This is a genomic window from Flavobacterium sp. CYK-55 (assembly GCF_018413465.1).
Lineage (GTDB): Bacteria > Bacteroidota > Bacteroidia > Flavobacteriales > Flavobacteriaceae > Flavobacterium.
In genome coordinates this window covers 91,289-115,051 of sequence record NZ_JAHCDK010000009.1, presented here as the reverse complement: position 1 = coordinate 115,051, position 23,763 = coordinate 91,289, and the positions used below count along the sequence as shown (strand labels likewise).

The window sequence follows — 23,763 nt, the reverse complement described above, 5'->3', positions numbered from 1 at the left end:
ATGAAACGTTGAAATGTGTCGGTAATCAATTGTAAAAAGTGGTGGTTTGCTCAAGTTTGCCCTAAATAATTTTGGGGTAACCCAAACTAAAAATTGATTCATTTACAACTTAGGCATGTTTTGCGCTAGGGTTTCTAAAAATTTGCTAATCGGCCCTTTGATCATCATAGCCATCATCGCATTGAATTCGCCTTCAAAAAATAACTGTACCGCTGCTTGTGCCGGAGCCAACTCATCAATCTGAGCAGTCAACGAAAACGGAAGTTTATCACTGGCAGCACCCAAAACAACTTTGTTGGGCGCTACTTGTTCTTTAAGACGCAATTTAATTTCAGGCATTCCTTTCAAGCCAAAAACAAAAGTGTCCTCGCCGAGCAATTCAAATTTAGCGATGTTATCAGGCATCAGTTTTTCAAAGTTTTTGACATCGGTCAATTGATCAAAAAGTTCTTGTGCTGATTTTTCTACAGTTACTTTTGGGCTTTCTAGGTTCATATTATTTGGTTCTTGAATTTTATAAATTATACTTCAACACCCCAGGTTTCGGGTGCGGAACTCCATTCTTGTAAAGTGGTTTGTTCTGCTTCGGTGATGTAATTTTTAGCTACGGCCAAATTGAGCAAATGTTGGTAATTACTCAAAGTATACAACTCAACATGCGCTTGTTCGAAGTTTTCACGCGCTTGCTCAAAACCATACGTAAAAATAGCCACCATTCCTTTGACATTGGCGCCGGCTTCTTTAATAGCTTGAACCGCCATGAGACTGCTGTTTCCGGTGCTGATGAGGTCTTCAACAATAACTACATTTTGTCCTTTTTGCAAAAAGCCTTCTACTTGATTTTGACGTCCGTGTTTTTTGGGTTCTGGCCGAACATACACAAACGGAAGCCCCATATATTCAGCCACGAGCATTCCAATGCCAATGGCTCCGGTAGCTACGCCCGCAATCACGTCGGGTTTGCCAAATTGTTTTTCGATGTTTTTAGAGAATTCTTCGCGGATATAATTTCTAATCGCCGGAAACGACAAGGTGAGTCTGTTGTCACAATAAATCGGCGACTTCCAGCCAGAAGCCCATGTAAAAGGATTTTTCGGATTCAATTTAATTGCATTTATTTGCAAAAGCAATTCGGCTGTTTTTTCGGCGGTTTCTTTATTAAAAATCATAGGTACAAATGTATAAAGTTTTTGTCAACGATAAACCTTTTTTCCTCACAAATCAGATTGTTAAAGAGACCGATTTTCAGCTCTTTTTATTAGAGAGTACTGATATTAAAAAGTTGGTCATCAAGATGTTTAACAACAAAATCAAAAAGTGTTATTTGTACCATCCTGATGAAAAGGTAATGTTCAAAAAACTCAAAGAAAAAATTCCCGTTCAGCGCGCCGGTGGCGGATTGGTGTATAATGCCAAGGGCGAAGTGCTCTTTATTTTGCGCAACGGAAAATGGGATTTACCCAAAGGCGGAAAAGAAAAACGCGAAAAAATGAAACACGCCGCCATGCGAGAGGTTGAAGAAGAAACCGGCGTCAACGGCCTAGTAATTAAACGAAAACTCGCCAAAACCTATCACATTTTTAAACGCAACGGAGTCTACAAACTCAAAATTACCCATTGGTTTGAAATGCACACTGACTACCAAGGAATCCCGGTAGGGCAGGCCGAAGAAGGCATCGAGCAAGTAGCTTGGCTCAATCCGGAGCAAATCAAAGAAGCGCTTAAAAACTCCTACGAAAACATCAAATTATTGTTTGAGAACCAGACAGTTCAATCGTAAATTGAACCTATAAAAACAAAGGTTGCCCGAATCAATACCGTGCAACCTTTTTTATTTTGGGCGTGCCCCTGCGGGTCGGGCTGTTCACTCATAGTCCTCGGCGCTCATGCTTCGCGCCTGCGGGCTAACCGTTGCCATCCCTCACGCAAACGTTTAGCAGAAAAATCACAACACAACCGAATCCGGCACCAACACGGTATAATCACCGCCGTTGCGAATCACATCACGCACAATGCTTGAACTGATGTACGAAGTTTTTGAAGCCGTGAGCAAAAACACCGTTTCAATCTTTGAGAGTTTGCGGTTGGTGTGTGCAATAGCCTTTTCAAACTCAAAATCTGCCGGATTTCGCAAACCGCGCAAAATAAAATCCGCCTTCATTTTTCGGCACAAATCAATGGTCAAACCTTCGTAGGTAATTACCGAAACTTTGGGCTCGTCTTTAAAGGCTTCTTCTATAAACTTTTTGCGCTGCTCCAGAGTAAACATATATTTTTTGTCAGCGTTGACACCAATAGCTACAATCACTTCATCAAACAACGAAACCCCGCGTTTAATGATGTCATAATGGCCTAGCGTAATTGGGTCAAACGAACCCGGGAAAATGGCTTTTTTCATTCCTTTCTTTTAATTTGATAAATTACATTGTCTTCGAACATTTTTTTCAAATCTTGATGAGCGAAAACTTTATGTTCAATGTAATTATTGTCAGTATCAATATCTTTTAACTGGTTATAATCAGAAGTTTCCATGCGATTAAGAAAAACACGCACACTATCGCCATCAATTTCGTCAACTTTGTAGGTTGTATAGGTTTCGTTGTGAACATAATAAACATCACCAGTTTTGGGTTGGCTAATGAATATCTTTTCTTCATTTTTTATCTGAATTCCGGTGTATATAGCTGCCGTCAATAAACCGAACAGAATAAAAGCACCGGTGAAATGCCATAAAGGTGTTTTTACAGAGTTTTTTTTTCGTTCGTTTATAATAAATTGTTTTATCTCGGGAGTTAGTTGTTTTTGTTTAAATGTCTTTTGACAATTGTTGCAATGCACAGAAACTGATTTGCGCATCGGAGCAGTAGGTATAAAAAATATTCTTACTATTCCACCTCTAACTGCATAAAAAAGCCCATCTGTTTTTTTACAATTGGGGCAGGGTAAGTCGTTAATATTTCCTTGTTGAATATTTTTTTGGTCAATGTTATATTGAACTAGCATCTCAGTTACTTTGTAAGTGCCAACTCAATGGCATTCGTAAACAAATCTTCCAAAGAAATTCCGGCGGCGCGCGCTTGCTGCGGAATCAAACTTTCGGTGGTCAAGCCCGGAATGGTATTCATCTCAAGCATATAAGGTTCATCGTTTACAATGATGAATTCGCTTCTGGAAAAGCCTTTCATTTTGAGAATTTCATAGGCACGTTTGGCCACCGCATTAACTTTTTCGGTGAGCTCGGGTGAAATTCTCGCGGGTGTGATTTCTTGTGATTTTCCCAAATACTTGGCTTCGTAGTCAAAGAAGTCATTTTCTGAAACAATTTCGGTCATGGGCAAAACGGTGATTTTTCCGTGGTAATTGATCACGCCCACCGAAACCTCGGTTCCGTTTAAGAAACTTTCAATGATGATTTCGCTGTCTTCTTTATAGGCTACTTCAATGGCAATGGGCAATTCGGCCTCGGTTTTTACTTTTGAAATACCAAAACTTGAACCCGATTTGTTGGGTTTTACAAAACAAGGCAAACCCACTTTGGCCACAATGGCTGCGGTATCAATGACGTCGCCTTTGTTGAGATAAAATGATTCGGCGCATTTAATGCCGTAGGGTTTGAGCACCGAAAGCAAATCGCGTTTGTTAAACGTAAGCGCTGCTTGATAATAATCGCATGAAGATTGCGGCAAACCAATCAAATCAAAATAGGCTTGCATGAGTCCGTCTTCGCCGGGCGTTCCGTGAATGGCGTTGAACACCGCATCAAAAGTAATTTTCTGGCCGTTGACCGTTACGGAAAAATCATTTTTATCAATGGCGAATTCTTGGTTTTGATCATTGACATATACCCATTTTTCTTTAAAAATGTGAATGCGGTAACCCACATACCGGCTTTTGTCGAGGTATTGATAAACTACGTTGCCACTTTTGAGCGAAATTTCAAATTCGCTGGAGTAGCCGCCCATGATGATGGCTATGTGCTTCATGCTTGTTTCAGATTTTGATGATGGTTTGTTTGTGGTTCTAAAGCCCTAGCCCGGATAGAGCCGATATCCTCGCAGCGCAGCGCAGAGATAAAGGCGAAAGCCGGAAATAGCTTCAGAAAAACCTAAACAAAAGTATTGTTTTTTTTGGTTTGAACATGATGCACAGGTAAATATTCGGCGTTGATTTTTGGTGGTAAAACATTCGATTTTTGCGCTCGTTGCCTAAGGTAATTTTATATCTTTGCCGCAAATCAATAGATGATGACTTTTAAGGAATATCTCAAAACGCGAACCTTTGCTATTCAAGCCGTCATTGGCGTTTCAATTATTTTGTTGTTGGGTTATTTGTTCATGCATTGGCTGACTTTTACCACCGATCACGGTCATGAAATTACGGTGCCCGATTTGCGCAAACTCAGCGAACAAGAAGTAGAAGACAAACTCGATGAGCTCAACTTAGAATACGTTTTGCTCGATACGGTTGATTACAATCCGGGGTTTCCGAAGTTTTCAGTGGTAGAACAAGACCCGACGGCCGGCTCTAAAGTTAAAGAAGGTCGAAAAATATACATCAAGATCAATTCAGGAACTTTTGTAATGGTCAAGATGCCCAACTTGATTGAAAAAACCTATCGTCAAGCCGTGCCAACGCTCAAAGCTTTGGGCTTGCAAGAAGGCAGTATTATTTATAAACCCTACCTCGGAAAAGATATGGTTTTAGAAATGCAACTCAACGGTAAAAAACTCAAACCGGGCGATCAGGTTTTAAAATCGTCTAAGATTGATTTGGTTTTGGGAGACGGAAATGTGGGCTTTGACGACACTCAGTTAGACAGCATTCCTGCTACAGAACCTACTACAGAACCTGTCACCAATGAATGATCAAAGCCTTGAACTAGAGGACGAATTATACGAGCATCTTCGGGTTGATGTGCCCAAAGGTCAAGAGCTCTTGCGCATTGATAAGTTTTTGATGCATTTTGTGCCCAATACCACGCGCAACAAGATTCAGCAAGCTGCGAACAACGGAGATATTTATGTAAATGATGTTCCGGTAAAATCAAACTACAAAGTCAAGCCTTTTGATGTGGTGCGTGTATTGTTGCCGCATCCGCCGTTTGAAAACCGCATTGATCCCGAAAACATTCCTTTGGATATTGTGTATGAAGATGATTCGCTTTTGGTGATCAACAAACCTGCGGGACTCGTCGTGCATCCGGGCCACGGAAACTACACCGGAACCTTGGTCAATGCACTAGCATATCATTTTCAGAACTTACCGCTCAACAGCAGTGAACGCCCGGGTTTGGTGCACCGAATTGACAAAAATACTTCGGGCTTGCTCGTGATTGCCAAAACCGATGCTGCGATGGCACATTTGGCGCGTCAGTTTGAGTTTAAAACTTCTGAACGAGAATATGTGGCCATGGTTTGGGGCAATGTCAAAGAAGACGAAGGGACCATTGAAGGCAATATTGCACGCCACGTAAAAGACCGTATGCAAATGGCCGTTTTTGCCGATCCGAATATAGGCAAGCCAGCCGTTACGCATTATAAAGTTCTGGAGCGATTTGGTTATGTGACTTTGGTTTCTTGTATTTTAGAAACCGGACGAACACATCAAATTCGCGTGCACATGAAGCACATCGGGCATACGCTTTTTAACGATGAACGCTACGGCGGAAACTTAATCCTTAAAGGAACCACTTTTGCCAAATACAAACAGTTTGTTGAGAATTGCTTCAAAATTACTCCGCGTCAGGCGTTGCATGCCAAGACTTTGGGCTTTACACATCCGGTAACCGGTGAGATGATGCGATTTGATACCGAACTCCCGGATGATATGAAATTGCTGATTGAAAAATGGCGCACTTATGCCACTGCGCGCGCTGATGAAAGCGAAGAAGAATGATTTTAGCTTTTGCTTAAAGCGATACGTTCAATAATTCTTGAAAAGTGTTTCCTTGTTGCATATCACCCGATTCAAATCCACGGGTAAACCATTTCATGCGTTGTTGTGAAGTTCCGTGGGTAAAACTGTCGGGCACCACTTGACCTTGCATGCGTTTTTGTATGGCATCGTCGCCTACTGCTTGCGCTGCACTCAATGCTTCTTCAATATCTCCGGCTTCAAGAACTTGATTGTATTTTTGGTCATAGTGCGTAAAAACACCTGCATAAAAATCTGCTTGAAGTTCTAATGCTACTGAGAGTTTATTGGCTTGGGCTTCAGATTTTTGTTGTTGTTGTTGATGTGTTTTGTCTGAGGTTCCGAGTAAGTTTTGCACATGATGTCCGACTTCATGGGCGATGACATAAGCAATGGCAAAATCTCCGCCTTGCGCACCAAACCGAGTTTTGAGTTCTTCAAAAAAAGCTAAATCCATGTAGAGTTTTTGATCTGCCGGGCAGTAAAACGGTCCCGATGCTGCTGTAGCTGAACCACAACCAGTTTGAACTGCATCGGTAAACAAAACCATTTTTGGCTTTTGATATTCTAAACCGTTTTCTTGAAAAATTTTTGACCAAACGTCTTCAGTATCCGCCAAAACGGTGGCGCAAAATTCGCCCATTTCTCGATCGGCTTGTGACAGTTCTTGTGCCGGACTACTGACAGCTTGATTTTCTTTTAACTGTTCTAATACCGGTGTGAGTTGTTGGGTATTTTCACCACCCAGTAAATTGATGAGCAAGATGATAATACCAATGATTCCGCCACCGACAGCTACTTTACCGCCAGAAACTCCACGGCGATCTTCCATGTTTTCGCTTTGTCTTCTTCCGATCCATTTCATATCACTGAATTTTAGAATTAAACTTTTACCCAATGGGCTATCAAAGCTTCTAAGGTGTCTTTGATGATGGGTTTTGAAGCATAATCATCCATGCCCGCTTCAAGACATCGTTCGCGTTCACCCACTACGGTTCCGGCAGTCAAAGCTATAATAGGTGTATGCTCTTTTTGAATTTTTCGAATTTTTTGGGTGGCCTCATAACCGTTCATCACGGGCATTTGTACATCCATCAAGACCAAATCAATGGTGTTTTTGGAGAATTTTTCTACAGCTTCTTGACCATTTTCGGCTTCGATGATGTTTACTTCATGCAAAATTTGTCTGATGAGTGTTTTGGCCAAAAGCATATTGATTTTATTGTCTTCGGCAATAAGTATTGTTACAGATGCTGCAATTGGACCAGTAGATTGCTCAGGAATTTGCAATGTTGGTATTGCGATTTTAACATCAGCGGAGTCTTGAGCAATTTCTAGCTCTAGTTCAAAAAAGAACTCGCTGCCCTGTCCTTGGTTACTGATGAGTTGCAATTGACTGCCCATCAGGCCAAGCAATTGGTTCGAGATCGATAATCCTAAACCAGTTCCTCCAAATTTTTTGGTGGTTGATAGATCTTCTTGTGAAAACGCTTCAAATATTTTTTCTTGATTTTCTTTGTGAATACCAATTCCGGTGTCTTTTACGGCTAGTCGTAAGTAAGCTTTGTGATTTGATATTTTTAGGGTTTGGATATTGAAGTTGATGCTGCCTTGTTCTGTAAATTTAATGGCGTTGCTCAGTAGGTTGACTAAAATTTGTTTTAGCCTGATGTAATCAATATTAACCAGTTCAGGAACTTCAGAATCAATACTTAAATTGAGTTCTAAGTTTTTATTGTTTGATTCGTGTTGCACCAATTCAACCACTTGATGCGCCAATTCAACTAGGTTATACTTTTCAATGTTGAGTTCAAGTTTGCCCGATTCAATTTTTGAGAAATCAAGAATATTGCTGATTACCTCCATCAGCAAATTGGCTGACTGGTTAATGGTTGTCATATATTGCTTTTGAATATCTTCAAGCTTGGTATTCATGAGCAAATCTGTAAATCCGATGATGCCATTGAGTGGTGTTCTGATTTCATGACTCATATTGGCCAAAAACTCAGATTTGGCTTTGTTGGCAGCTTCGGCAATTTCTTTTTCTTTGAGAATGTTCTCGGCCAATTTACGCTCTGTAATGTCAATGAAAATTCCACCGATAAATTCAATCTCACCGTCTTTTAAAATAGGTTCTCCGAATTCTTCAACCCAAACTGCATGCCCGTCTTTGTGGATGATGCGATAAGTAACATGAATTTTTTTCTGTTCATTAAACATTACACGCGCGGTTTCGGCCAAAATCGCTACATCTTCAGGATGAACAATATCTATATAATAGAGTTCATTGTCTAAAAACTTAGATTTTGGATAACCGGTTAGTTTTTCAATTTCATCGTTAAGATAAATTTTCGACCATTTCTCGTCAAAGCGAGACAAATAAACCGTTCCGGGTATGTTGTTGGCCAAAAGCCTAAATTTTTCTTCGCTTTGCTGAATCTCAATTTCATTTTCGTTGCGTTCAATTGAGGTGGCAATATTGGTGGCCAACATCTGTAAGATATTGATTTCATCATCTGACCAATCGCGCTCTCTTGAACAATCATCTAATCCAATAAACCCTCGAAAAGCATCTTTGATAAAAACCGGTAAAATTAAAATCGATTTAATTTCATTATCAATTAGGAGTTTCTTGAAAAAGCCTTCGTTGAGTTTTCGGGTGAACGAATTAAATGGTTTACGATTTTTGACCTGACTGGTGATTTCAATAATTTGTTCGTGGGTAAATGCGCGCAATGGTGTTATTTGAAGCGGTATGCCTTCGCGTCCCCATTTGTATTTTTGGTTGATGAGTTGTGTTTTTGGGTCGTTTTCGTAATAATATAGATGATCAGCTCCGGTTACTTTTCCGATGAGCGGGTAGGTTTCTTCAAAGATTTCATGTTGGTTACGACTTTGTAAAAATTTCTCTGTACAGACCACAATAGCCGAAAGTAGTTCACTTTTATAGGCCAATCTTCGCTCAACTTCTAATCTTCGTTGAGATTCTAACCCAATAACAATTAAATCACACAAAGTTCTTGCATAAGCAATGTCTTCGTTGTCCCAGTTTATATGTTCATTGGTTGATTCAAAGCAGAGTATTCCGCGCAATTGGCCATCAATAAAAACGGGCGTATCCAGCAAAGATTTGATTTGGTATTTTTCGTTGTAGTTTTGATTGAGTTCTTGCGTAATTGGATTTTTTGAAACGTTTTCGGCAATGATTTGTAACTCTTTTTCGATGGTTTCAAAGTAAACAGGATAATCGCTGCGCTTTAGGGTGAAACCTTTTTCAAACTTGTCTTTTGATTTTTCATACAGATTAACACATTTGATTTTTTCAGGAAAGTAATCCCAATAACTAATGCGATCTAATCCAACTGTTTCAGAAGCTGCCAAAAGTAATTCACGTAAAACATCGTCAAATGATTTTTGAGAAGAATAGCTTTGAACCATAAACTTCTGTAAAGAATGGTTGTATCGTTCAATTTTTTCTTGGCGTTTTACTTTTTCTAGTTCAATGTTTTTAAGTAGTGTAATATCTCGAGCAATGGCAGTATAACCAATGATTTTTCCGGTTGAATCTTTACGGGCATTAACTTTTTGTGAAATCCAGAATTCGGTTTTATTTTTTTTTATGGCCGGAAATTCAACAGTTTTATGGCCTTCAACCTCAAAATTGGTTTTCATAAAAAAGTCAACGACCATCTCGATGTAATCCGTTTGGATGAACTGACTGTAATGTTTGCCAATAATCTCTCGGGCATGATAGCCTAAGGCTTTTTCACAGAATTCATTGACAAAAGTAAAGTAACCTCTGGCATCAGTTTCAAAGATGATATCTGTAGCGGTTTGAACCAGAGTTTCGTATTGATCTTTGGCCATAAGTTGCTCGGTAATGTCTTGTCCAATACCGATAACTAGGTTGTCATTGAATTTTTTGTCTTTCCACTGAATGTATTTGTATTGACCGTTTCTGCATTTGAGTTTGCGCACATGCAATCTATTGTCAATATAATCATTGTGGTAATCAGCGCCAACAAAGTCGGGATCTTCGGTCAAGGTCCAAAAGCCAAAACCAAGCATTTCATGAGATTTATACCCCAAAATTTCTTCAACAGAATCGCTGCAAAATGAAACTTCACCTATTTTGTTGGTTGCAATGGTCAGGGTGTTTCCTTTGTGAACAATTTCACTGGTAAATCTCAGCTTGTCTTGCGTGTTAAGCTGGCTTATATACTGAATGTAGTGTATAAATAATATCACCACACAAAAACCAGCCAACACTATAATCAAGCTTGTCGGGACTTTTGAAAATGAATATAAACTCAATAAATAAAGCCCAATTGAGCCAACAAAAAAACAATATAACTTGATTTTTTTTAAAACCTGAAACGAAAAAAAGAAACCAATAACAAAGGCAATTACAGTAATAATATCATAATCAAGGGTGATGATGTTTTTGGCGATATAAGCAAAATAAGAAACAAAAAATAGGATAAAAAAAAGGTAGTTATTTCGGTTGAAAAAGGGGTTCTTTTTGGTCAAAATATACATTATTAACGAAAAAACACCCACACAGCAATTAATGATCAGCAAATGATTTGGTCTAATCAAAAACATTTTAAAAACAATTTCAAGAATGGGTAAAAGTATCCCTAAGAACAAAAAATACAACTGATATTCTTGATCAAAAGCCTCTAATTCTTGATAATTGTCAAGGTTTTTATTGTGGAATCTTTGATTGATTTTAAAAACGTTGAACAGCAAAAGCAAAATTAAAACGCACAAAATGGGAACAATGACCCAAAGAAAATTTTTGTCAAATCCGAGGTAATCTTCCCAAACTATATTTTTGGGAAGTAACCACCAACGATGCAGACACTTTACTGTTATTTGAACCAATTGAAATGCAGTTGGTAACCCGAAATCAAAATTAAATAACGGCATAGCTCAAGATTAGGTTAGTGCGTTGTTTTCGTAATAAAAATACTTCAGAAAAGTACTAAAAATTAACAGTTTCCTCAGGATTTTATCAACCTTTTTGAGCTATTTTATTCACAGGTCAATCCCATCATTTTGAACTACTTCTTCAAGTTCAATTGGGTCGCCTATGATTTCAGCATATAGAGTGTAGTGAAATGAGTATAAAAACGGAAGTGTAAAAAATATACCAATGCATAGCCCAAAAATACCCAGTATACTAAATATGCCTGCAATTATCATCAATGCAAAAATGATTAAGAATTGTTTTGCAACAATTTGTATGCTGGCCTCAATAGCTTCAACAGCAGGTTTGTTGTCAAAAATAATAATCGGAATGGTCAAAAGTGTAATGGCCGAAATGAAAAAACTCACAATAATTCCGATGAAATTCCAGTGGGCAAAAGTCAAGGCAGTAGATATAAAATTTGAAACCCCTGAAATTAAAGCGCCAGCCATCATAATTGAACCTGTTTTTTTGTGAAAATAAAATGAAAAAACAGTACTTAAACTCAATGAATCGTCTTTTGACGCATCTTGGGCCATTTTCAAAAAACCAGCTGATAGTGGATAAAAAAAGGCCGAAAAAGTAGTCAATGCCATCCAATAAATTGCAAGTCCAATTAGGTCAAGGTTTTGAATTTCTATTGGATTTTTAGCTTTGTCAGTAAATAGACTAATGCCAATTACCGCAAAAATTATAACCCCAAAAAAAACTACCAGAAGCAAACTAATTAGTAAGAGTCCGATTCCTGATGTCAAGGCCGTTTTTTTAAAATTTTCGAGCGATTTGTTAAATACCGAGCTGAAATCAAGCTCATAACCTTGGGCTTTTAATTCTTCAATGGTTCTTTTGGCTATGTACATAATTCAAATTATTTAAAATCAATTTTACAATTAATTTGTTGGGTTTACAAATGCTTGAGTAATTTTTTTATCCAGTTAAAGTTCTCCGGATAAGGCGCATACCGAATCGGAATGTCTAACCAAGTGGCTTTTTTGACGATGGGTTTTTTATGCGAAAAAGTTTCAAAACCCCAACGCCCATGATAGGCGCCCATGCCCGATGGTCCAATGCCGCCGAACGGAAGTTTTGTATTGGCAAAATGAATCAGTGTATCGTTGATACAACCACCGCCAAATGAATATTTGTTGAGGATAGATTGACTAAAACTTTTATCTGTTGTAAAAACATACAGCGCCAAGGGTTTTGTGTGTTTTGTTAGATAAAAATCAAGTTTTTCAGCGCTCTCATATTTTATGATTGGCAAAATCGGACCAAAAATTTCTTCCTGCATGAGCGGGCTATTTTGATTTGGTTGTGCTAATAAAGTAGGAGCTAGGAACAAATCGTCACTATCTGATTGTCCGCCATAAACAATTTCGGCATTTTGTAATAAACTAATCAGCCTGTCCCAATGTTTTCTGTTGATGATCCGACAAAAATCTCTGGATTCTTGCGGGTTTTTGCCATAAGCTTTGGTGATTTCTTTTTGAAGCAACACCAAGAAAGTATCAAAAACTGATTCGTGTACCAACAGATAATCTGGAGCCAAACACGTTTGTCCAGCGTTGATGAATTTCCCCCAGACAATTCGTTTGGCAGACACCACAAGTGATGCTGAAGCATCCACGATACAAGGATTTTTTCCGCCGAGTTCTAAAGTTGTCGGTGTAATATTTTTAGCGGCAGCTTGTGCCACCAAATGCCCTACACGCGTGCTTCCGGTAAAAAAGATATAATCCCATTTTTGATTCAGCAATTCTTGACCAACATTTGCATCGCCCAAAACAACTTGAGCTTGCTCAGAAGTAAAAATGCCAGAAATGATTTTATGCAACAGGCCGGATGTATTTGGGCTGAGTTCTGAAGGTTTTAAAACTACTTGATTTCCGGCAGCAATGGCTGATACAAGCGGAACCATCGCCAATTGAAACGGATAATTCCAAGGTGAAATAATTAAAACTTTTCCGTATGGCTCGTAAATGATTTGGTCGGTCGAAGGGAAATTCAATAGTGAAGGCCATACTTTTCGGGGTTTAGCCCAGCTATCAAGTTGACTAATAACAGTTCTGATTTCAGATTGAACAACTGAAATTTCAGTGAGTACTGTTTCAAAGCCTGGTTTTTTAAAATCTTTTTGAAGTGCTTCAATAATCGCTTTTTCAGATGTAGAAATTTCATCTGAAAGCTTTTTTAACACTCGTTTTCTCTGGGCTATCTCCCAAGTCATTCTGTATGTTTTACAAGAATCCCCAACGGAAACCAAAGTTCAAATCAAACTGCTTAGCATCGTTGCTCAAAGCTGTAATGAGCGATGATGAAGCCAAATAAAATCCGCCAACTCTAAAGCCAAACCCGAAGTTGCTGCCCGAAACTTCATTTTGTGAATACGGGATAAAAGTTTCAAAATAATTCCAACAGATTCTTGGAATGATGCTGAAGTTGTTTTGCGCCGTTACTTGATTGTTGCCTTCATTGTTGCTCATTTTTTGTTGTAAATGTCCGGTAACAAAGAATTTTCCGTATACCTTGAAATCACTGTAGATTGAAAAAGTTGCCGGGAGTTTTACATTAAAATCATTGTTCTTATTTTCGGTAATCAAATAACCACTGTTAATCAATACCTGCTCAACATCGCGCAAACTCTCAAGATTGCTAAAATCATTCAAGTCTAGGAATTGTCCCTGAGGAATATTGAGTTTGTATGAGTTAGAAGCGTTCTTAGTATCGCTAAACGACATACTGCCCATATTTTTGAATGCTAAACCAGCATTGATTTTATATTTCTTGGCATTGTTCGGGTCTTTCCATTGATAATTGAACCCGATGTCAGTTCCGACGCCACCGATTTTGCCGAAAATAGATTTGGTATAATCACTTTGGTTGGTAAAACTATTGGACAAATCTCCTGAATAAGCAAAATTTAGAGCTGCTTGTGTATCGGTCAAATAGGCATTGCTGTTGCTTGGATTAGCAGCATCGTATTGCGATACAATAGTCCCGTTAAAGGCATCAACACCAGCATTTGAATATGAACCCGGAAACAATATTTTAAAAGTCAAACCGGCGCTAATGCGATGTTGATCATTTTCAAACAAATTGCGTGCGGCCGACAAACCAACTTCGCCCCAAGAAATTCCATTGAAGCGTTGGTTGTTTTTGTTGTTGATCAGCGCTGTACCGGTTTGGGTAATATCGCTCGTATTAAATAAGGCCTGTCCTAAATTCGGATCCACATCAACCAATACAAATTTTACATTGCCTTTGGTAGATAAACCAAAGCCCCATTTGTTCCATTTCATGGCAAAACCCGGAAAGAGAATTTCGGCATCAATATTCATGTTGACTGATTTTCCGCTTTTGAAAATCATGTCTTCAAAATCAGTATCAGAATTCAAATCACTCATGCTGATGATATTGTTGGATACATTCACACTGAGTCCGTTGATGTTGACTTCGTATTTTTTAGACAAATTGACCAGCTCGGCTGGGTTGAGGTTGGTATTGAGTATACCGGTTCTGTTTGAAGTGCTTATGCCAATGAAGTGTTCTTGTGATAAACCAAGTACAGGCAGTGCCAACAAGATAGGAAAAAGCCATTTTTTCATAGTTTTATTTGTTTGGTTAGTAGATATTAGTGCTGTTTGGGTTCGCACTCGGGTAAATATACAATTTTATGCTAACTAACTGCATCCCACACCGGATTATTTGGCGGAGTGGCTTTGAGGGTAAACTCAACTTTAGAAACCGGGTGAGTCAGAATGAGTTGACGCGCGTGCAAATGAATTCCGCCATCTGGATTGCTGCGGTCAAAGCCGTATTTCAAATCACCTTTAATGGGGCAACCAATCGCTGCGAGTTGTGCTCTGATTTGGTGGTGACGGCCGGTGTGCAGTTGAATTTCGAGTACAAAATATGAATCAAGTTGCCGAATGATTTTGTAATCAAGATGCGCTTTTTTACTGCCGGGAACTTCTTTTATGTGTGCTTTTGATGTGTTGTTCTTAGGGTTTCTGGTTAAAAAGTGAACAAGCGAATCTTGGGTTTTGGGCGGCGCATTTTTGACCACGGCCCAATAGGTTTTTTGGGTTTCCCGCTGACTAAACATTTCATTGAGCCTGGTGAGTGCCTTGCTGGTTCGGGCAAAGACAACGATGCCGCTGGTTGGCCTATCTAATCTGTGCACCACACCCAAAAAAACTTCGCCGGGTTTGTTGTATTTGTCTTTGATGTATTCTTTGACAATTTCAGACAGTGGCTTATCGCCGGTTTGATCACCTTGTACAATATCGCCTACGCGTTTATTGATGACAATGATGTGGTTGTCTTCGTGGAGAATTTGGAGGTTGTCTTTTGTAGAAAGTATTTTCAATTTTGAGATTTTAGGACTGTAGGATTTTGAGATTATAAGATGATTTGATTTTATTAAGTTATTTAAGTGTGAGTTGAAAATTATACATCATTTTTGTGAGTATATCAATTTTGATTACTTACGAATCTAGACATTCAGAATTGATAAACTCAAGATCTGATGAGATGAGTAATTGTGTTTCAATTTCATAAGCAGAACCTATCGCAATTTCTATAAATCTACTAAAGTCTTTTTTTGGATTTTCTAGATGAACCTTCTGCTATATTTGAAGGAATTGATACAGCAGCTCTCCTCAACTGATTGACCAAACCAAATTTTTCTTCATGAGGAAAAACACTTGTCAATTTATAAATTTGAGTACAGAACTCTCTACTTTGTTTCCAAATCTCTAATTGCTTGAATTTGTGCATATAAATAAATTTTAGGCGAATACAATTTTAATTGGTCTTATAATCTTACAGTCTTACAGTCTTAGTATTGCTCTTTCTCGTTCGGAAAATCTTTCGCCTTTACATCAGCTACATATTGCCCAATCGCGCCGGTCATTTGCTCATATAAATTGAGGTAACGGCGCAAAAAGCGCGGACTAAATTCGTTGTTCATACCCAGCATATCGTGAATCACCAAAACCTGACCATCTACACCGCCACCGGCTCCAATGCCAATCACCGGAATCGAGATGCTTTGGGCTACTTTTTCGGCCAAATGTGCCGGAATTTTCTCAAGTACAATGGCAAAACAACCCAAACTCTCGAGCAATTTAGCATCTTCCATGAGTTGTTCGGCTTCGGCTTCTTCTTTGGCACGTACGGTATAAGTTCCGAATTTGTAAATCGATTGCGGGGTCAAACCCAAATGCCCCATCACCGGAATTCCGGCATTGAGGATTTTTTTGATGCTGTCTTTGATTTCGGCACCACCTTCCATTTTCACGGCATGCGCACCGCTTTCTTTCATGATTCTGATGGCCGAACGCAGCGCTTCTTTAGAATCTGATTGATAACTACCAAAAGGCAAATCAACCACCACGAGTGCTCTTTGAACTCCACGAATCACACTCGATGCGTGGTAAATCATCTGGTCGAGCGTAATAGGCAAAGTGGTTTCATGCCCAGCCATAACGTTGCTCGCAGAATCGCCCACAAGAATCACATCAACTCCGGCCACATCTACAATATGGGCCATGGTGAAATCATAAGCGGTGAGCATCGAGATTTTCTCGCCGTTTTCTTTCATTTCAATCAGCGATTTGGTCGTGATTCTTTTGTAATCTTTTTTGGCAACTGACATACTTTGCGATTTTAGTGGATGTAAAAGTAATAAAATCATACGGTAGTTAACCGGAGCTTGTTTTTTTATCTTTGTCTTTATTCAATTGAGTTGTTATGAAAAAGATATTATTCGCAGTTTTACTCATGGGCGCACTACAAGTCAACGCACAAGATTTTGACAAACAAGAAATTCGCAACACCATCGAGACTTTTTTTGAGGGTTTTCACCACCGCGATACTGTTTTGTTGCATCAGGTTTGTGCCGATAAGTTGATTTTGCAATCCATTGAAGAAAACGCCAACGGCAACAAACTGACCGAAGAACCGCAACAATTTTTTTACCGCTCCATTGCCTCAATGCCTCAGACACTTAAATACAACGAGCAAATTTTGGGTTATACCATACAGGTTGACGGCTCTATGGGCCACGCTTGGACACCTTATGAATTCTACTTAAACGGCAAACTCAGCCACAAAGGCGTGAATGCTTTTACGTTGTTTAAAGAAAAAGACCGCTGGAAGATTGTGTATATTATTGACACCAGAAGAAAATAGGTGATTCATTTTTAGAAGCCGGGAACCTGCTGTGCGCTTTATCTTTTTTGTTCGTTCCTCTCAAAAAAGGATGCCGCTTCCATCAGGGCTAGGAGTTTTGTGTTAACTGATAAAGTTTGTTTTCAAATAAACTTAAGATACCTCAAGTCCACCGGACTTGCTCCTCTTAATATCACCCGAGGCGCAGCCGAACTGAGCGAAGCTAAATATCAGGGCTAGGAGTTTTGTGTTAACTGATAAATGCAGCACAACATTTATGAGCACGGCAAAAACTACTCTAACTTAAAAACCTTTACGTCACTTTGTGTTAACTTCTTTGAACTTTGTGCTCCACTTCTAAACCTTGTACACCAAAACTTTCCTAACTTAAAAACCTTTGCGTCACTTTGCGTTAACTTCTGTAAACTTTGTGCTTCAAAGCCCTTTTAAACTTAAAAAAACATTGTGTTACTTTGTGTTAACTTCGTGTCATTTTGTGCTCCTCAACCAAAAACTTCACTCCCAAATTATCTTTATAAAATCTTTATATCCAACCCAAAAGTTCTTATAAAATACTTACATCGCTTACCTTACCTTTGTATCGTTATTCTGAAAGTAATTTATGAATACTTCTTTAAAGCCTACTTCGCACAAAAAACAATATCTGGTCAGTTGGCTTACCATCAGTATCATTGCTGCCTTGGGTTTGCTTACCCGCGATTTGTTTGATTATAAGGTTTTGGGTTATGTACTACTCGTGGCGGTATCTATTTTGGCCATTTTTCTCGACATGTGGCCGGTGCTTTTTGCGGCTTTATACAGCGCGCTGATTCTCGACTTTTTGTTCATCCAACCCTATTATACGCTACACATCAACAGCACCGAAGATTTTTTGTTGTTGCTTTTGTTTTTTGTGATTGCGCTGGTCAATGCCGTGCTGACTTTTAAAATCCGCAAAGCCGAACAATTGGCCCGGGTACGCGAAGCCAAAATCAGCACTATGAAACTCTATAATACTTTGCTCGATTCGCTTTCGCACGAACTCAGAACGCCCATTGCCACCATCATGGGCGGAATCGGGATGTTGCAAGAACAGACCGGTAAAATTAGCGAGGAGAACAAAAACAAACTTCTGTTTGAAATGGACAAAGCATCCATGCGACTCAATCATCAGGTAGAGAATTTGCTCAATATGTCGCGTTTAGAATCGGGTTATATTCAGCCGCATTATGATTGGTGCGATATGAGCGAGTTGGTCTACAACGTGCTCGATAGCTTAAAAGACGATTTGCCATTTCACCGGGTTCAAGTCAAAAAGAACGATTATTTGCCGTTGTTCAAACTCGATTATGGTTTGACTGAGCAAATTCTGTATAACTTGGTTTACAACGCATCGCTTTACACGCCTAAAGGAGCCGCGATTCAAATAGCCATTGAGTATATGCCCGAAGCCGATTTTGAATATCATCCGCAAAATCCCATGACTTGTCAGCTCACCATTGCCGATGACGGGCCGGGTTTTCAGCCTGATGAAATCGAACACGCTTTTGACAAGTTTTATCGACCTCAAAATGCAAAAACCGGCGGAACTGGTTTGGGTTTATCCATCGTCCGTGGTTTTACCGAAGCCCAAAACGGAACCATCACTTTGCAAAATGCTGAAGCAGGCGGAGCGGTTTTCACCGTTCAATTTCCGGCAGCGGTCATGCATCTCAAAGACATCAGCCATGAATCATAAATCGCTTATATTGATCATTGACGATGAGCCGCAAATTCGCAAGCTACTCGAAATTACCCTAGAATCTGAAGGTTATAAAACCCTTATGGCTGCCACTGCCCATGAAGGAATGGCTTTGGCCGCCGGACATCAGCCCGATATGATTTTGCTTGATTTAGGTTTGCCTGATTTAGATGGTCAAGAAGTGCTCAAACGCCTGCGCGAATGGTACGCAGCTCCGATCATTATGCTGACGGTCAAAAATACAGAGAGCGATATTGTCACTGCTCTAGACCACGGCGCCAATGATTACATGACCAAACCTTTTCGCACGCAAGAATTGTTGGCCAGAATTCGTACCGGTTTGCGCAATGTGGTGACTAAAACAGCGCAACCCTTGATTGTTTTTGGCGATTGCTCGATTGATGTGCAAGCGCGCGTGGTCAAAAAAGCAGAACAAATCATCAAACTCACCGCTACCGAATATGCGCTTTTGGTTTTGCTCGCTCAAAATGAAGGCAGCGTGCTCACGCATCAGTATTTACTCAAAGAAGTTTGGGGCAACGCTTATGCCGATCAAACCCAATATTTGCGGGTGTTTGTGGCTCAATTGCGCAAAAAAATTGAAGCCGATGCCAATCATCCCAAATACATTATTACCGAGTCGGGCATAGGCTACCGATTCAACACCGGATAATCATTAACTACATATCGCACTCACTATGCATTGCTTGTCATTACAGGCGATACAGACTTTTTATTTCTATTTTTTTAAACTCTTACCATGAAATCACCTGATTTATCAAAAGTTTCCGCGGCCTCATTGTTGGTGGCTTTGGGCATTATTTATGGCGACATCGGCACCAGCCCGTTGTATGTGATGAAGGCCATTGTTGGCGATCGCCCGATTACTGAATTACTCGTCTATGGCGGGGTTTCTTGCGTTTTTTGGACGCTCACTTTCCAGACCACATTTAAGTATATTTTCTTGACGCTTTCGGCCGACAATCATGGCGAAGGCGGTGTTTTCTCATTGTATGCGCTCGTCAAACGATTCGGCAAAGGCAAACTGGTCATTCCAACAATTCTCGGTGCAACCACTTTGCTAGCCGACGGCATCATCACACCACCGATTTCAGTGGCCTCAGCTGTTGAAGGCTTAGAAGTGCTCGTGCCGCATTTACCGACCATTCCGATTGTCATTGCCATTCTCTCGAGTTTGTTTTTCTTTCAGCGCTTCGGAACCCAAAAAGTAGGTTCGCTCTTCGGGCCGATTATGGCGCTTTGGTTCGGGATGTTGTTGGTTATGGGCGCGAGTCAAATTATCCATCACCCTGAGATTTTCAAGGCGCTCAATCCGGTTTATGCTTATGAATTACTCGTTGAATATCCAAAAGGTTTTTGGTTGCTCGGTGCTGTGTTTTTGTGTACCACCGGAGCCGAAGCTTTGTATTCAGATTTAGGTCATTGCGGCAAAAAGAACATCCGCATTACTTGGGTATATGTCAAAATTGCTTTGGTCGTAAACTATCTTGGTCAAGCCGCTTGGCTGATGACACAAGGTAATCCATCGTTGGGTGACCGCAATCCGTTTTACGCCATCATGCCCGAGTGGTTTTTGCTCACCGGAATCATCATTGCTACCATGGCCGCAATCATTGCCTCGCAAGCGCTCATCAGCGGTTCGTATACTTTGATCAACGAAGCCATTTCGCTCAACTTTTGGCCACGCGTTGCCCTCAAAAACCCGACGGACCTCAAAGGGCAAATCTACATTCCATCGATCAATACTATTTTGTGGGTGGGCTGCGTACTGATGATTTTATACTTTAAAAATTCAACTCATATGGAAGCTGCTTATGGCTTCTCCATCACGATTGCCATGATGATGACCAGTTTGCTTTTGGGTTATTATTTGGTGTTTATCAAGAAGATGAAAGCGCTCTGGGTTTCAATCATTATGCTGGTTTTTTGTGTCATTGAACTCTCGTTTTTTGCTGCGAATATTGTCAAAATCAAAGAACGTTGGATGTTCTTGTTTTTTGAATTGTTCATTTTTATGGTGATGTATGTTTGGTATTACGCGCGTAAAATCAACAACCGATTCATCAAATTCACCAATTTGGCCGAAGAAGTCCCGCTGTTGGAACAACTGAGTCAAGACCAGCAAATTCCCCTTTTTGCAACACATTTGATCTATTTATCCAAAGCCGACAAAAATTATGAAATCGAAGAAAAAATCATCAAATCAATTTTTGCCAAAAAGCCCAAACGCGCCGATGTTTATTGGTTTTTCCACATCAACCGCGTCAATGATCCGTATACACTGAATTATGAAGTAATTGAACTTTCAGACCGCGTTATCAAAATAGTGCTCAACATTGGATTCCGCGTACAACCGCGCGTTGAGTTGTACTTCAAAAAAATAGCTTCAGAATGGTCAGCACAGCGCGCACAACCTTTTGCACCGTCGGTAGATGCTACTTCGCGCTATCATTGCGAGCCCGATTATCAGTTTGTGATTCTTGAAAAATTCCTTTCGGTCGAGAATGAATTTGCTGTGCGCGATGGATTGCTTTTACGTGCTTATTATTGGCTCAAAGTACTATCTATTTCTGATACCAAAGCCTTCGGACTCGACAAAAGCGACGTCACCATTGAAGAATTACCCATTGTATATCAACCGATTACGCAACTCATTCTAGAAAAAAAATCAAACTAATCTCATCATTTATGAAAACTATTTTTATTTGGGCTTTTATTGCTTTTTCACTCATCAGCTCGGCACAAATTGATTCCACCCAAGTCAAGACGCCTTTTGCCGGCATGGATCAATCATGGCAAAATGGCTCTGACCGCAGAACTTCTCCACCGGTTTTGGCTACGAAATATTTTACCGGCAGTGTGATGATTGATGTCAATTATACGCATTCGTTCAACAACCCGAAAGACAACACCGTCGTAGGTTCCACAGCCTTGGCGCGCAACAATGAGTTTCAACTTTCAAGTGCTAATTTGGGCGGAGATTTTAATTATCAAAACGCGCGCGGTCGCATCATGATGCAATTCGGAACGCGTTCAACAGTGGTTCCGCGCAATGATTACAGCGTGTATCGCGGGCAATATCAACTCGACAATGTGTATCGATATTTGTCAGAAGCCTATGCGGGTTATCATTTTGATAAATGGCACGGCATCAATGTCGATGCGGGGATGTTTATGTCCTACATTGGTTTGAATTCGTATTATCAGGTTGAAAACTGGGAATATCAAGCCTCGTTTACCTCTGACAACACACCTTGGTTTTTCAACGGATTGCGCGTGCAAATCTTCCCGACCAACAAACTTAAAATTGAAGGTTGGCTCATCAACGGTTGGCAGAGTTACGGCAAATTCAACAGTATGCCCGGTTTGGGCGGCAACCTCACTTGGTGTCCGAACGAAGCCGTCAAATTGCTCACCAACGATTATTTCGGAACCGATGCCGCAGGCTTGCCCAACCGCAAACGCTTTCATTCTGACAACAGTTTGCAGGTGCGCTATTTCAATCAGCCCAATAGCAAAGGTTTGAGCAAAGCCGCTTTTTCAATTACAGCCGATGTTGGTTTTGAAACCGGCGATGGCGTGGGCGGCTTCAACGGAAATGCGCAAAACCCGTCACAATATTTTTTGAGTGGGATGGTCTATCACCGCATGTGGTTCAACCGCGATCGTATGGCTTGGACCATCGGCGGCGGCGCAATGACCAACCCCGGACGCTATTTGGTGTTGTATCCAACCGGCGATGCGAGCCCGCTGCCGAATCCTAATAACCCAACGCAAACCATCGGAACACATCCGTTTTCGGCCAACCCCGGCGATGAATTCAAAGGTTGGGATGCCTCGACCAATTTTGATTATATGCCCAATCAAAGCATTACTTTTCGGATTGAGTTCGCGCATCGCGAGGCCAATGTGCCGTATTTTGCCGGAAGCGGAGGCGTGACTTCACCGACAGGTTATACGACCACCCCTTTACCGTCTGAATGGAAACCCGATTTGGTCAAAGTTGAGAACCGATTAATTTTTGCAGTTTTGTTTAGAATTTAGAAGCTTATCCGGCTTTCCCTTACAAAAAAATCGCGTCAGACCACAACGGTAAAACGGGACAAGAGCTTCCTTCGGTCGCTTTGTCCCGTCACCTTTTGTAGGGTCTGACGCGATTTTGTTTTTCAGTACAATCCGGGCTAGGGCTTTCGACACCTATTCGGCATAAATCTAAAAATCTAGAACCTCAATTCTGTTCAAGCAATTTTAAGGTATGCTCTAGACTTTTATTATTCGTCCAGCTTTGATGGCCGGGAATGATGAATTGTCGCTGCGGGAATTTTTTGATGAGTTTCCGCATCGATTTCGGCCAGGCTTTTAGATCGGCATCGGCAATATTGCCCAAGCCAGCGCTTTGGGTACTTTTGACGAAACAGCCGCCGTATAAGACTTTATCCTGTTCAAACCAAATGATAATGTTGTCTTGCGTGTGGCCTTTTCCGGGATAGAATGTTTGGATTTTGTTGCCACCAACATTAAAAACCGTATCATTTTTGAAACTGAATTCCGCTTGTTTTTCATGATGCTTTTTACATAAATCGAGCGTTTGCTTTGAGGTATAGGTTCGAATCCCTTTCGAGCGGAAGTATTCGAGTCCGGCTGTGCGGTCGTCGTGGGAATGCGTCGCAATGCAAAGTACCGGTTTTGCGTGGTGACGCTTCAGAATCGAGTCGAGTAGCGGCTGGAATTGCGTTTCATCCCAAGGTGTATCAATCAAGACCACTCCATTGCCCGTTACCAGATACAAACCATTTGAAGGAAACGGTCTGCCGCCGATGTCTTTATAAGTCGTATAGACATAGAAGTTTCCCGTGAGATGTGTAATATCAAGTTTTTGGGAGAAGCCACTTTCAAAGCAACCCAGTAAAATAACGACCAACCAATATTTTATAATTCTCAT

General features: G+C 40.4%; 23 protein-coding genes. 8 read left to right on the top strand and 15 right to left on the bottom strand.

What is annotated here, in order from left to right; genetic code table 11:
* Positions 1-102: 102 nt before the first annotated feature.
* Both KIH23_RS10625 and pyrE read right to left on the bottom strand, forming a co-directional pair.
* Positions 103-495, bottom strand: coding sequence for an SRPBCC family protein (locus KIH23_RS10625; protein WP_213213468.1), 393 nt, complete (start codon positions 493-495; stop codon positions 103-105).
* A 26-nt stretch (positions 496-521) separates the two neighbouring features.
* Positions 522-1,169 carry an orotate phosphoribosyltransferase gene (gene pyrE / locus KIH23_RS10620; protein ID WP_213213467.1) on the bottom strand — a complete coding sequence of 216 codons (648 nt, stop codon included), beginning with the start codon at positions 1,167-1,169 and terminating at the stop codon, positions 522-524.
* An 8-nt stretch (positions 1,170-1,177) separates the two neighbouring features.
* Here pyrE and KIH23_RS10615 point away from each other — a divergent pair, with 8 nt between their 5' ends.
* Positions 1,178-1,780 carry an NUDIX hydrolase gene (locus KIH23_RS10615; protein WP_213213466.1) on the top strand — a complete coding sequence of 201 codons (603 nt, stop codon included), beginning with the start codon at positions 1,178-1,180 and terminating at the stop codon, positions 1,778-1,780.
* A 165-nt stretch (positions 1,781-1,945) separates the two neighbouring features.
* On the opposite strand, the gene coaD is transcribed toward KIH23_RS10615, so the two are convergent.
* The 3 genes from coaD to KIH23_RS10600 are packed head-to-tail and all read right to left on the bottom strand — an operon-like array spanning position 1,946 to position 3,983.
* Complete coding sequence (coaD, locus tag KIH23_RS10610; protein WP_213213465.1) at positions 1,946-2,398, bottom strand: pantetheine-phosphate adenylyltransferase; 453 nt, start codon at positions 2,396-2,398, stop codon at positions 1,946-1,948.
* Positions 2,395-3,003 carry a hypothetical protein gene (locus KIH23_RS10605; RefSeq protein WP_213213464.1) on the bottom strand — a complete coding sequence of 203 codons (609 nt, stop codon included), beginning with the start codon at positions 3,001-3,003 and terminating at the stop codon, positions 2,395-2,397. The genes coaD and KIH23_RS10605 overlap by 4 nt, the downstream gene beginning before the upstream one ends.
* 5 nt (positions 3,004-3,008) lie before the next feature.
* Positions 3,009-3,983 (bottom strand): D-alanine--D-alanine ligase, encoded by a 975-nt coding sequence (locus KIH23_RS10600; RefSeq protein WP_213213463.1) that lies wholly within the window; start codon positions 3,981-3,983, stop codon positions 3,009-3,011.
* Positions 3,984-4,244: 261 nt separating this feature from the next.
* Between KIH23_RS10600 and KIH23_RS10595 the strand changes: the two genes are divergently transcribed.
* Together KIH23_RS10595 and KIH23_RS10590 are read left to right on the top strand one after the other, a co-directional pair.
* A complete protein-coding gene (locus tag KIH23_RS10595) occupies positions 4,245-4,865 on the top strand; it encodes a PASTA domain-containing protein (protein WP_213213488.1) in 621 nt (206 codons plus the stop codon).
* Positions 4,858-5,895: an RluA family pseudouridine synthase gene (locus KIH23_RS10590; protein WP_213213462.1), complete on the top strand. Its 1,038-nt coding sequence runs from the start codon at positions 4,858-4,860 to the stop codon at positions 5,893-5,895. The genes KIH23_RS10595 and KIH23_RS10590 overlap by 8 nt, the downstream gene beginning before the upstream one ends.
* 13 nt (positions 5,896-5,908) lie before the next feature.
* On the opposite strand, the gene KIH23_RS10585 is transcribed toward KIH23_RS10590, so the two are convergent.
* The 9 genes from KIH23_RS10585 to panB all read right to left on the bottom strand — a co-directional run bounded on the left by KIH23_RS10585 (position 5,909) and on the right by panB (position 16,544).
* Positions 5,909-6,778, bottom strand: coding sequence for a neutral zinc metallopeptidase (locus KIH23_RS10585; RefSeq protein ID WP_213213461.1), 870 nt, complete (start codon positions 6,776-6,778; stop codon positions 5,909-5,911).
* A 17-nt stretch (positions 6,779-6,795) separates the two neighbouring features.
* Complete coding sequence (locus tag KIH23_RS10580) at positions 6,796-10,845, bottom strand: PAS domain S-box protein (protein ID WP_213213460.1); 4,050 nt, start codon at positions 10,843-10,845, stop codon at positions 6,796-6,798.
* Between the two features lie 108 nt (positions 10,846-10,953).
* Positions 10,954-11,745, bottom strand: a complete 792-nt coding sequence (locus KIH23_RS10575; RefSeq protein WP_213213459.1) for a hypothetical protein — start codon at positions 11,743-11,745, stop codon at positions 10,954-10,956.
* Positions 11,746-11,789: 44 nt separating this feature from the next.
* Entirely contained in the window at positions 11,790-13,112 is a 1,323-nt protein-coding gene (locus tag KIH23_RS10570; protein WP_213213458.1) for an aldehyde dehydrogenase, read from the bottom strand.
* Positions 13,113-13,122: 10 nt separating this feature from the next.
* Positions 13,123-14,490: a DUF5723 family protein gene (locus KIH23_RS10565; protein ID WP_213213457.1), complete on the bottom strand. Its 1,368-nt coding sequence runs from the start codon at positions 14,488-14,490 to the stop codon at positions 13,123-13,125.
* 71 nt (positions 14,491-14,561) lie between these two features.
* On the bottom strand, positions 14,562-15,254 hold the full coding sequence (locus KIH23_RS10560; RefSeq protein WP_213213456.1) for an RluA family pseudouridine synthase: 693 nt from the start codon (positions 15,252-15,254) through the stop codon (positions 14,562-14,564).
* 118 nt (positions 15,255-15,372) lie between these two features.
* Positions 15,373-15,456, bottom strand: a complete 84-nt coding sequence (locus KIH23_RS13830; protein ID WP_317197036.1) for a hypothetical protein — start codon at positions 15,454-15,456, stop codon at positions 15,373-15,375.
* A gap of 19 nt (positions 15,457-15,475) precedes the next feature.
* Positions 15,476-15,664, bottom strand: a complete 189-nt coding sequence (locus tag KIH23_RS13825) for a four helix bundle protein (RefSeq protein WP_262897469.1) — start codon at positions 15,662-15,664, stop codon at positions 15,476-15,478.
* 61 nt (positions 15,665-15,725) lie between these two features.
* Entirely contained in the window at positions 15,726-16,544 is an 819-nt protein-coding gene (gene panB, locus KIH23_RS10550; RefSeq protein ID WP_213213455.1) for a 3-methyl-2-oxobutanoate hydroxymethyltransferase, read from the bottom strand.
* Positions 16,545-16,639: 95 nt separating this feature from the next.
* Here panB and KIH23_RS10545 point away from each other — a divergent pair, with 95 nt between their 5' ends.
* From KIH23_RS10545 to KIH23_RS10525, 5 genes are all read left to right on the top strand, one after another.
* On the top strand, positions 16,640-17,080 hold the full coding sequence (locus KIH23_RS10545) for a nuclear transport factor 2 family protein (RefSeq protein ID WP_213213454.1): 441 nt from the start codon (positions 16,640-16,642) through the stop codon (positions 17,078-17,080).
* A 601-nt stretch (positions 17,081-17,681) separates the two neighbouring features.
* The gene (locus KIH23_RS10540; RefSeq protein ID WP_213213453.1) at positions 17,682-18,797 is read left to right on the top strand and encodes an ATP-binding protein; all 1,116 of its coding nucleotides are present in this window, start codon (positions 17,682-17,684) and stop codon (positions 18,795-18,797) included.
* The gene (locus KIH23_RS10535) at positions 18,787-19,473 is read left to right on the top strand and encodes a response regulator (RefSeq protein ID WP_213213452.1); all 687 of its coding nucleotides are present in this window, start codon (positions 18,787-18,789) and stop codon (positions 19,471-19,473) included. The genes KIH23_RS10540 and KIH23_RS10535 overlap by 11 nt, the downstream gene beginning before the upstream one ends.
* Before the next feature lie 87 nt (positions 19,474-19,560).
* The gene (locus KIH23_RS10530) at positions 19,561-21,498 is read left to right on the top strand and encodes a KUP/HAK/KT family potassium transporter (protein ID WP_213213451.1); all 1,938 of its coding nucleotides are present in this window, start codon (positions 19,561-19,563) and stop codon (positions 21,496-21,498) included.
* Positions 21,499-21,509: 11 nt separating this feature from the next.
* A complete protein-coding gene (locus KIH23_RS10525; RefSeq protein WP_213213450.1) occupies positions 21,510-22,865 on the top strand; it encodes an outer membrane beta-barrel protein in 1,356 nt (451 codons plus the stop codon).
* 184 nt (positions 22,866-23,049) lie between these two features.
* Here KIH23_RS10525 and bla read toward each other — a convergent pair whose 3' ends face one another.
* Positions 23,050-23,763: a BlaB/IND/MUS family subclass B1 metallo-beta-lactamase gene (gene bla / locus KIH23_RS10520; RefSeq protein WP_213213449.1), complete on the bottom strand. Its 714-nt coding sequence runs from the start codon at positions 23,761-23,763 to the stop codon at positions 23,050-23,052.

Coding starts and splice junctions, on each gene's coding strand:
- KIH23_RS10625 (WP_213213468.1), bottom strand. CDS start 495: ATGAACCTAGAAAGCCCAAAAGTAACTGTAGAAAAATCAGCACAAGAA.
- pyrE (WP_213213467.1), bottom strand. CDS start 1,169: ATGATTTTTAATAAAGAAACCGCCGAAAAAACAGCCGAATTGCTTTTG.
- KIH23_RS10615 (WP_213213466.1), top strand. CDS start 1,178: ATGTATAAAGTTTTTGTCAACGATAAACCTTTTTTCCTCACAAATCAG.
- coaD (WP_213213465.1), bottom strand. CDS start 2,398: ATGAAAAAAGCCATTTTCCCGGGTTCGTTTGACCCAATTACGCTAGGC.
- KIH23_RS10605 (WP_213213464.1), bottom strand. CDS start 3,003: ATGCTAGTTCAATATAACATTGACCAAAAAAATATTCAACAAGGAAAT.
- KIH23_RS10600 (WP_213213463.1), bottom strand. CDS start 3,983: ATGAAGCACATAGCCATCATCATGGGCGGCTACTCCAGCGAATTTGAA.
- KIH23_RS10595 (WP_213213488.1), top strand. CDS start 4,245: ATGACTTTTAAGGAATATCTCAAAACGCGAACCTTTGCTATTCAAGCC.
- KIH23_RS10590 (WP_213213462.1), top strand. CDS start 4,858: ATGAATGATCAAAGCCTTGAACTAGAGGACGAATTATACGAGCATCTT.
- KIH23_RS10585 (WP_213213461.1), bottom strand. CDS start 6,778: ATGAAATGGATCGGAAGAAGACAAAGCGAAAACATGGAAGATCGCCGT.
- KIH23_RS10580 (WP_213213460.1), bottom strand. CDS start 10,845: ATGCCGTTATTTAATTTTGATTTCGGGTTACCAACTGCATTTCAATTG.
- KIH23_RS10575 (WP_213213459.1), bottom strand. CDS start 11,745: ATGTACATAGCCAAAAGAACCATTGAAGAATTAAAAGCCCAAGGTTAT.
- KIH23_RS10570 (WP_213213458.1), bottom strand. CDS start 13,112: ATGACTTGGGAGATAGCCCAGAGAAAACGAGTGTTAAAAAAGCTTTCA.
- KIH23_RS10565 (WP_213213457.1), bottom strand. CDS start 14,490: ATGAAAAAATGGCTTTTTCCTATCTTGTTGGCACTGCCTGTACTTGGT.
- KIH23_RS13825 (WP_262897469.1), bottom strand. CDS start 15,664: ATGCACAAATTCAAGCAATTAGAGATTTGGAAACAAAGTAGAGAGTTC.
- panB (WP_213213455.1), bottom strand. CDS start 16,544: ATGTCAGTTGCCAAAAAAGATTACAAAAGAATCACGACCAAATCGCTG.
- KIH23_RS10545 (WP_213213454.1), top strand. CDS start 16,640: ATGAAAAAGATATTATTCGCAGTTTTACTCATGGGCGCACTACAAGTC.
- KIH23_RS10540 (WP_213213453.1), top strand. CDS start 17,682: ATGAATACTTCTTTAAAGCCTACTTCGCACAAAAAACAATATCTGGTC.
- KIH23_RS10535 (WP_213213452.1), top strand. CDS start 18,787: ATGAATCATAAATCGCTTATATTGATCATTGACGATGAGCCGCAAATT.
- KIH23_RS10530 (WP_213213451.1), top strand. CDS start 19,561: ATGAAATCACCTGATTTATCAAAAGTTTCCGCGGCCTCATTGTTGGTG.
- KIH23_RS10525 (WP_213213450.1), top strand. CDS start 21,510: ATGAAAACTATTTTTATTTGGGCTTTTATTGCTTTTTCACTCATCAGC.
- bla (WP_213213449.1), bottom strand. CDS start 23,763: ATGAGAATTATAAAATATTGGTTGGTCGTTATTTTACTGGGTTGCTTT.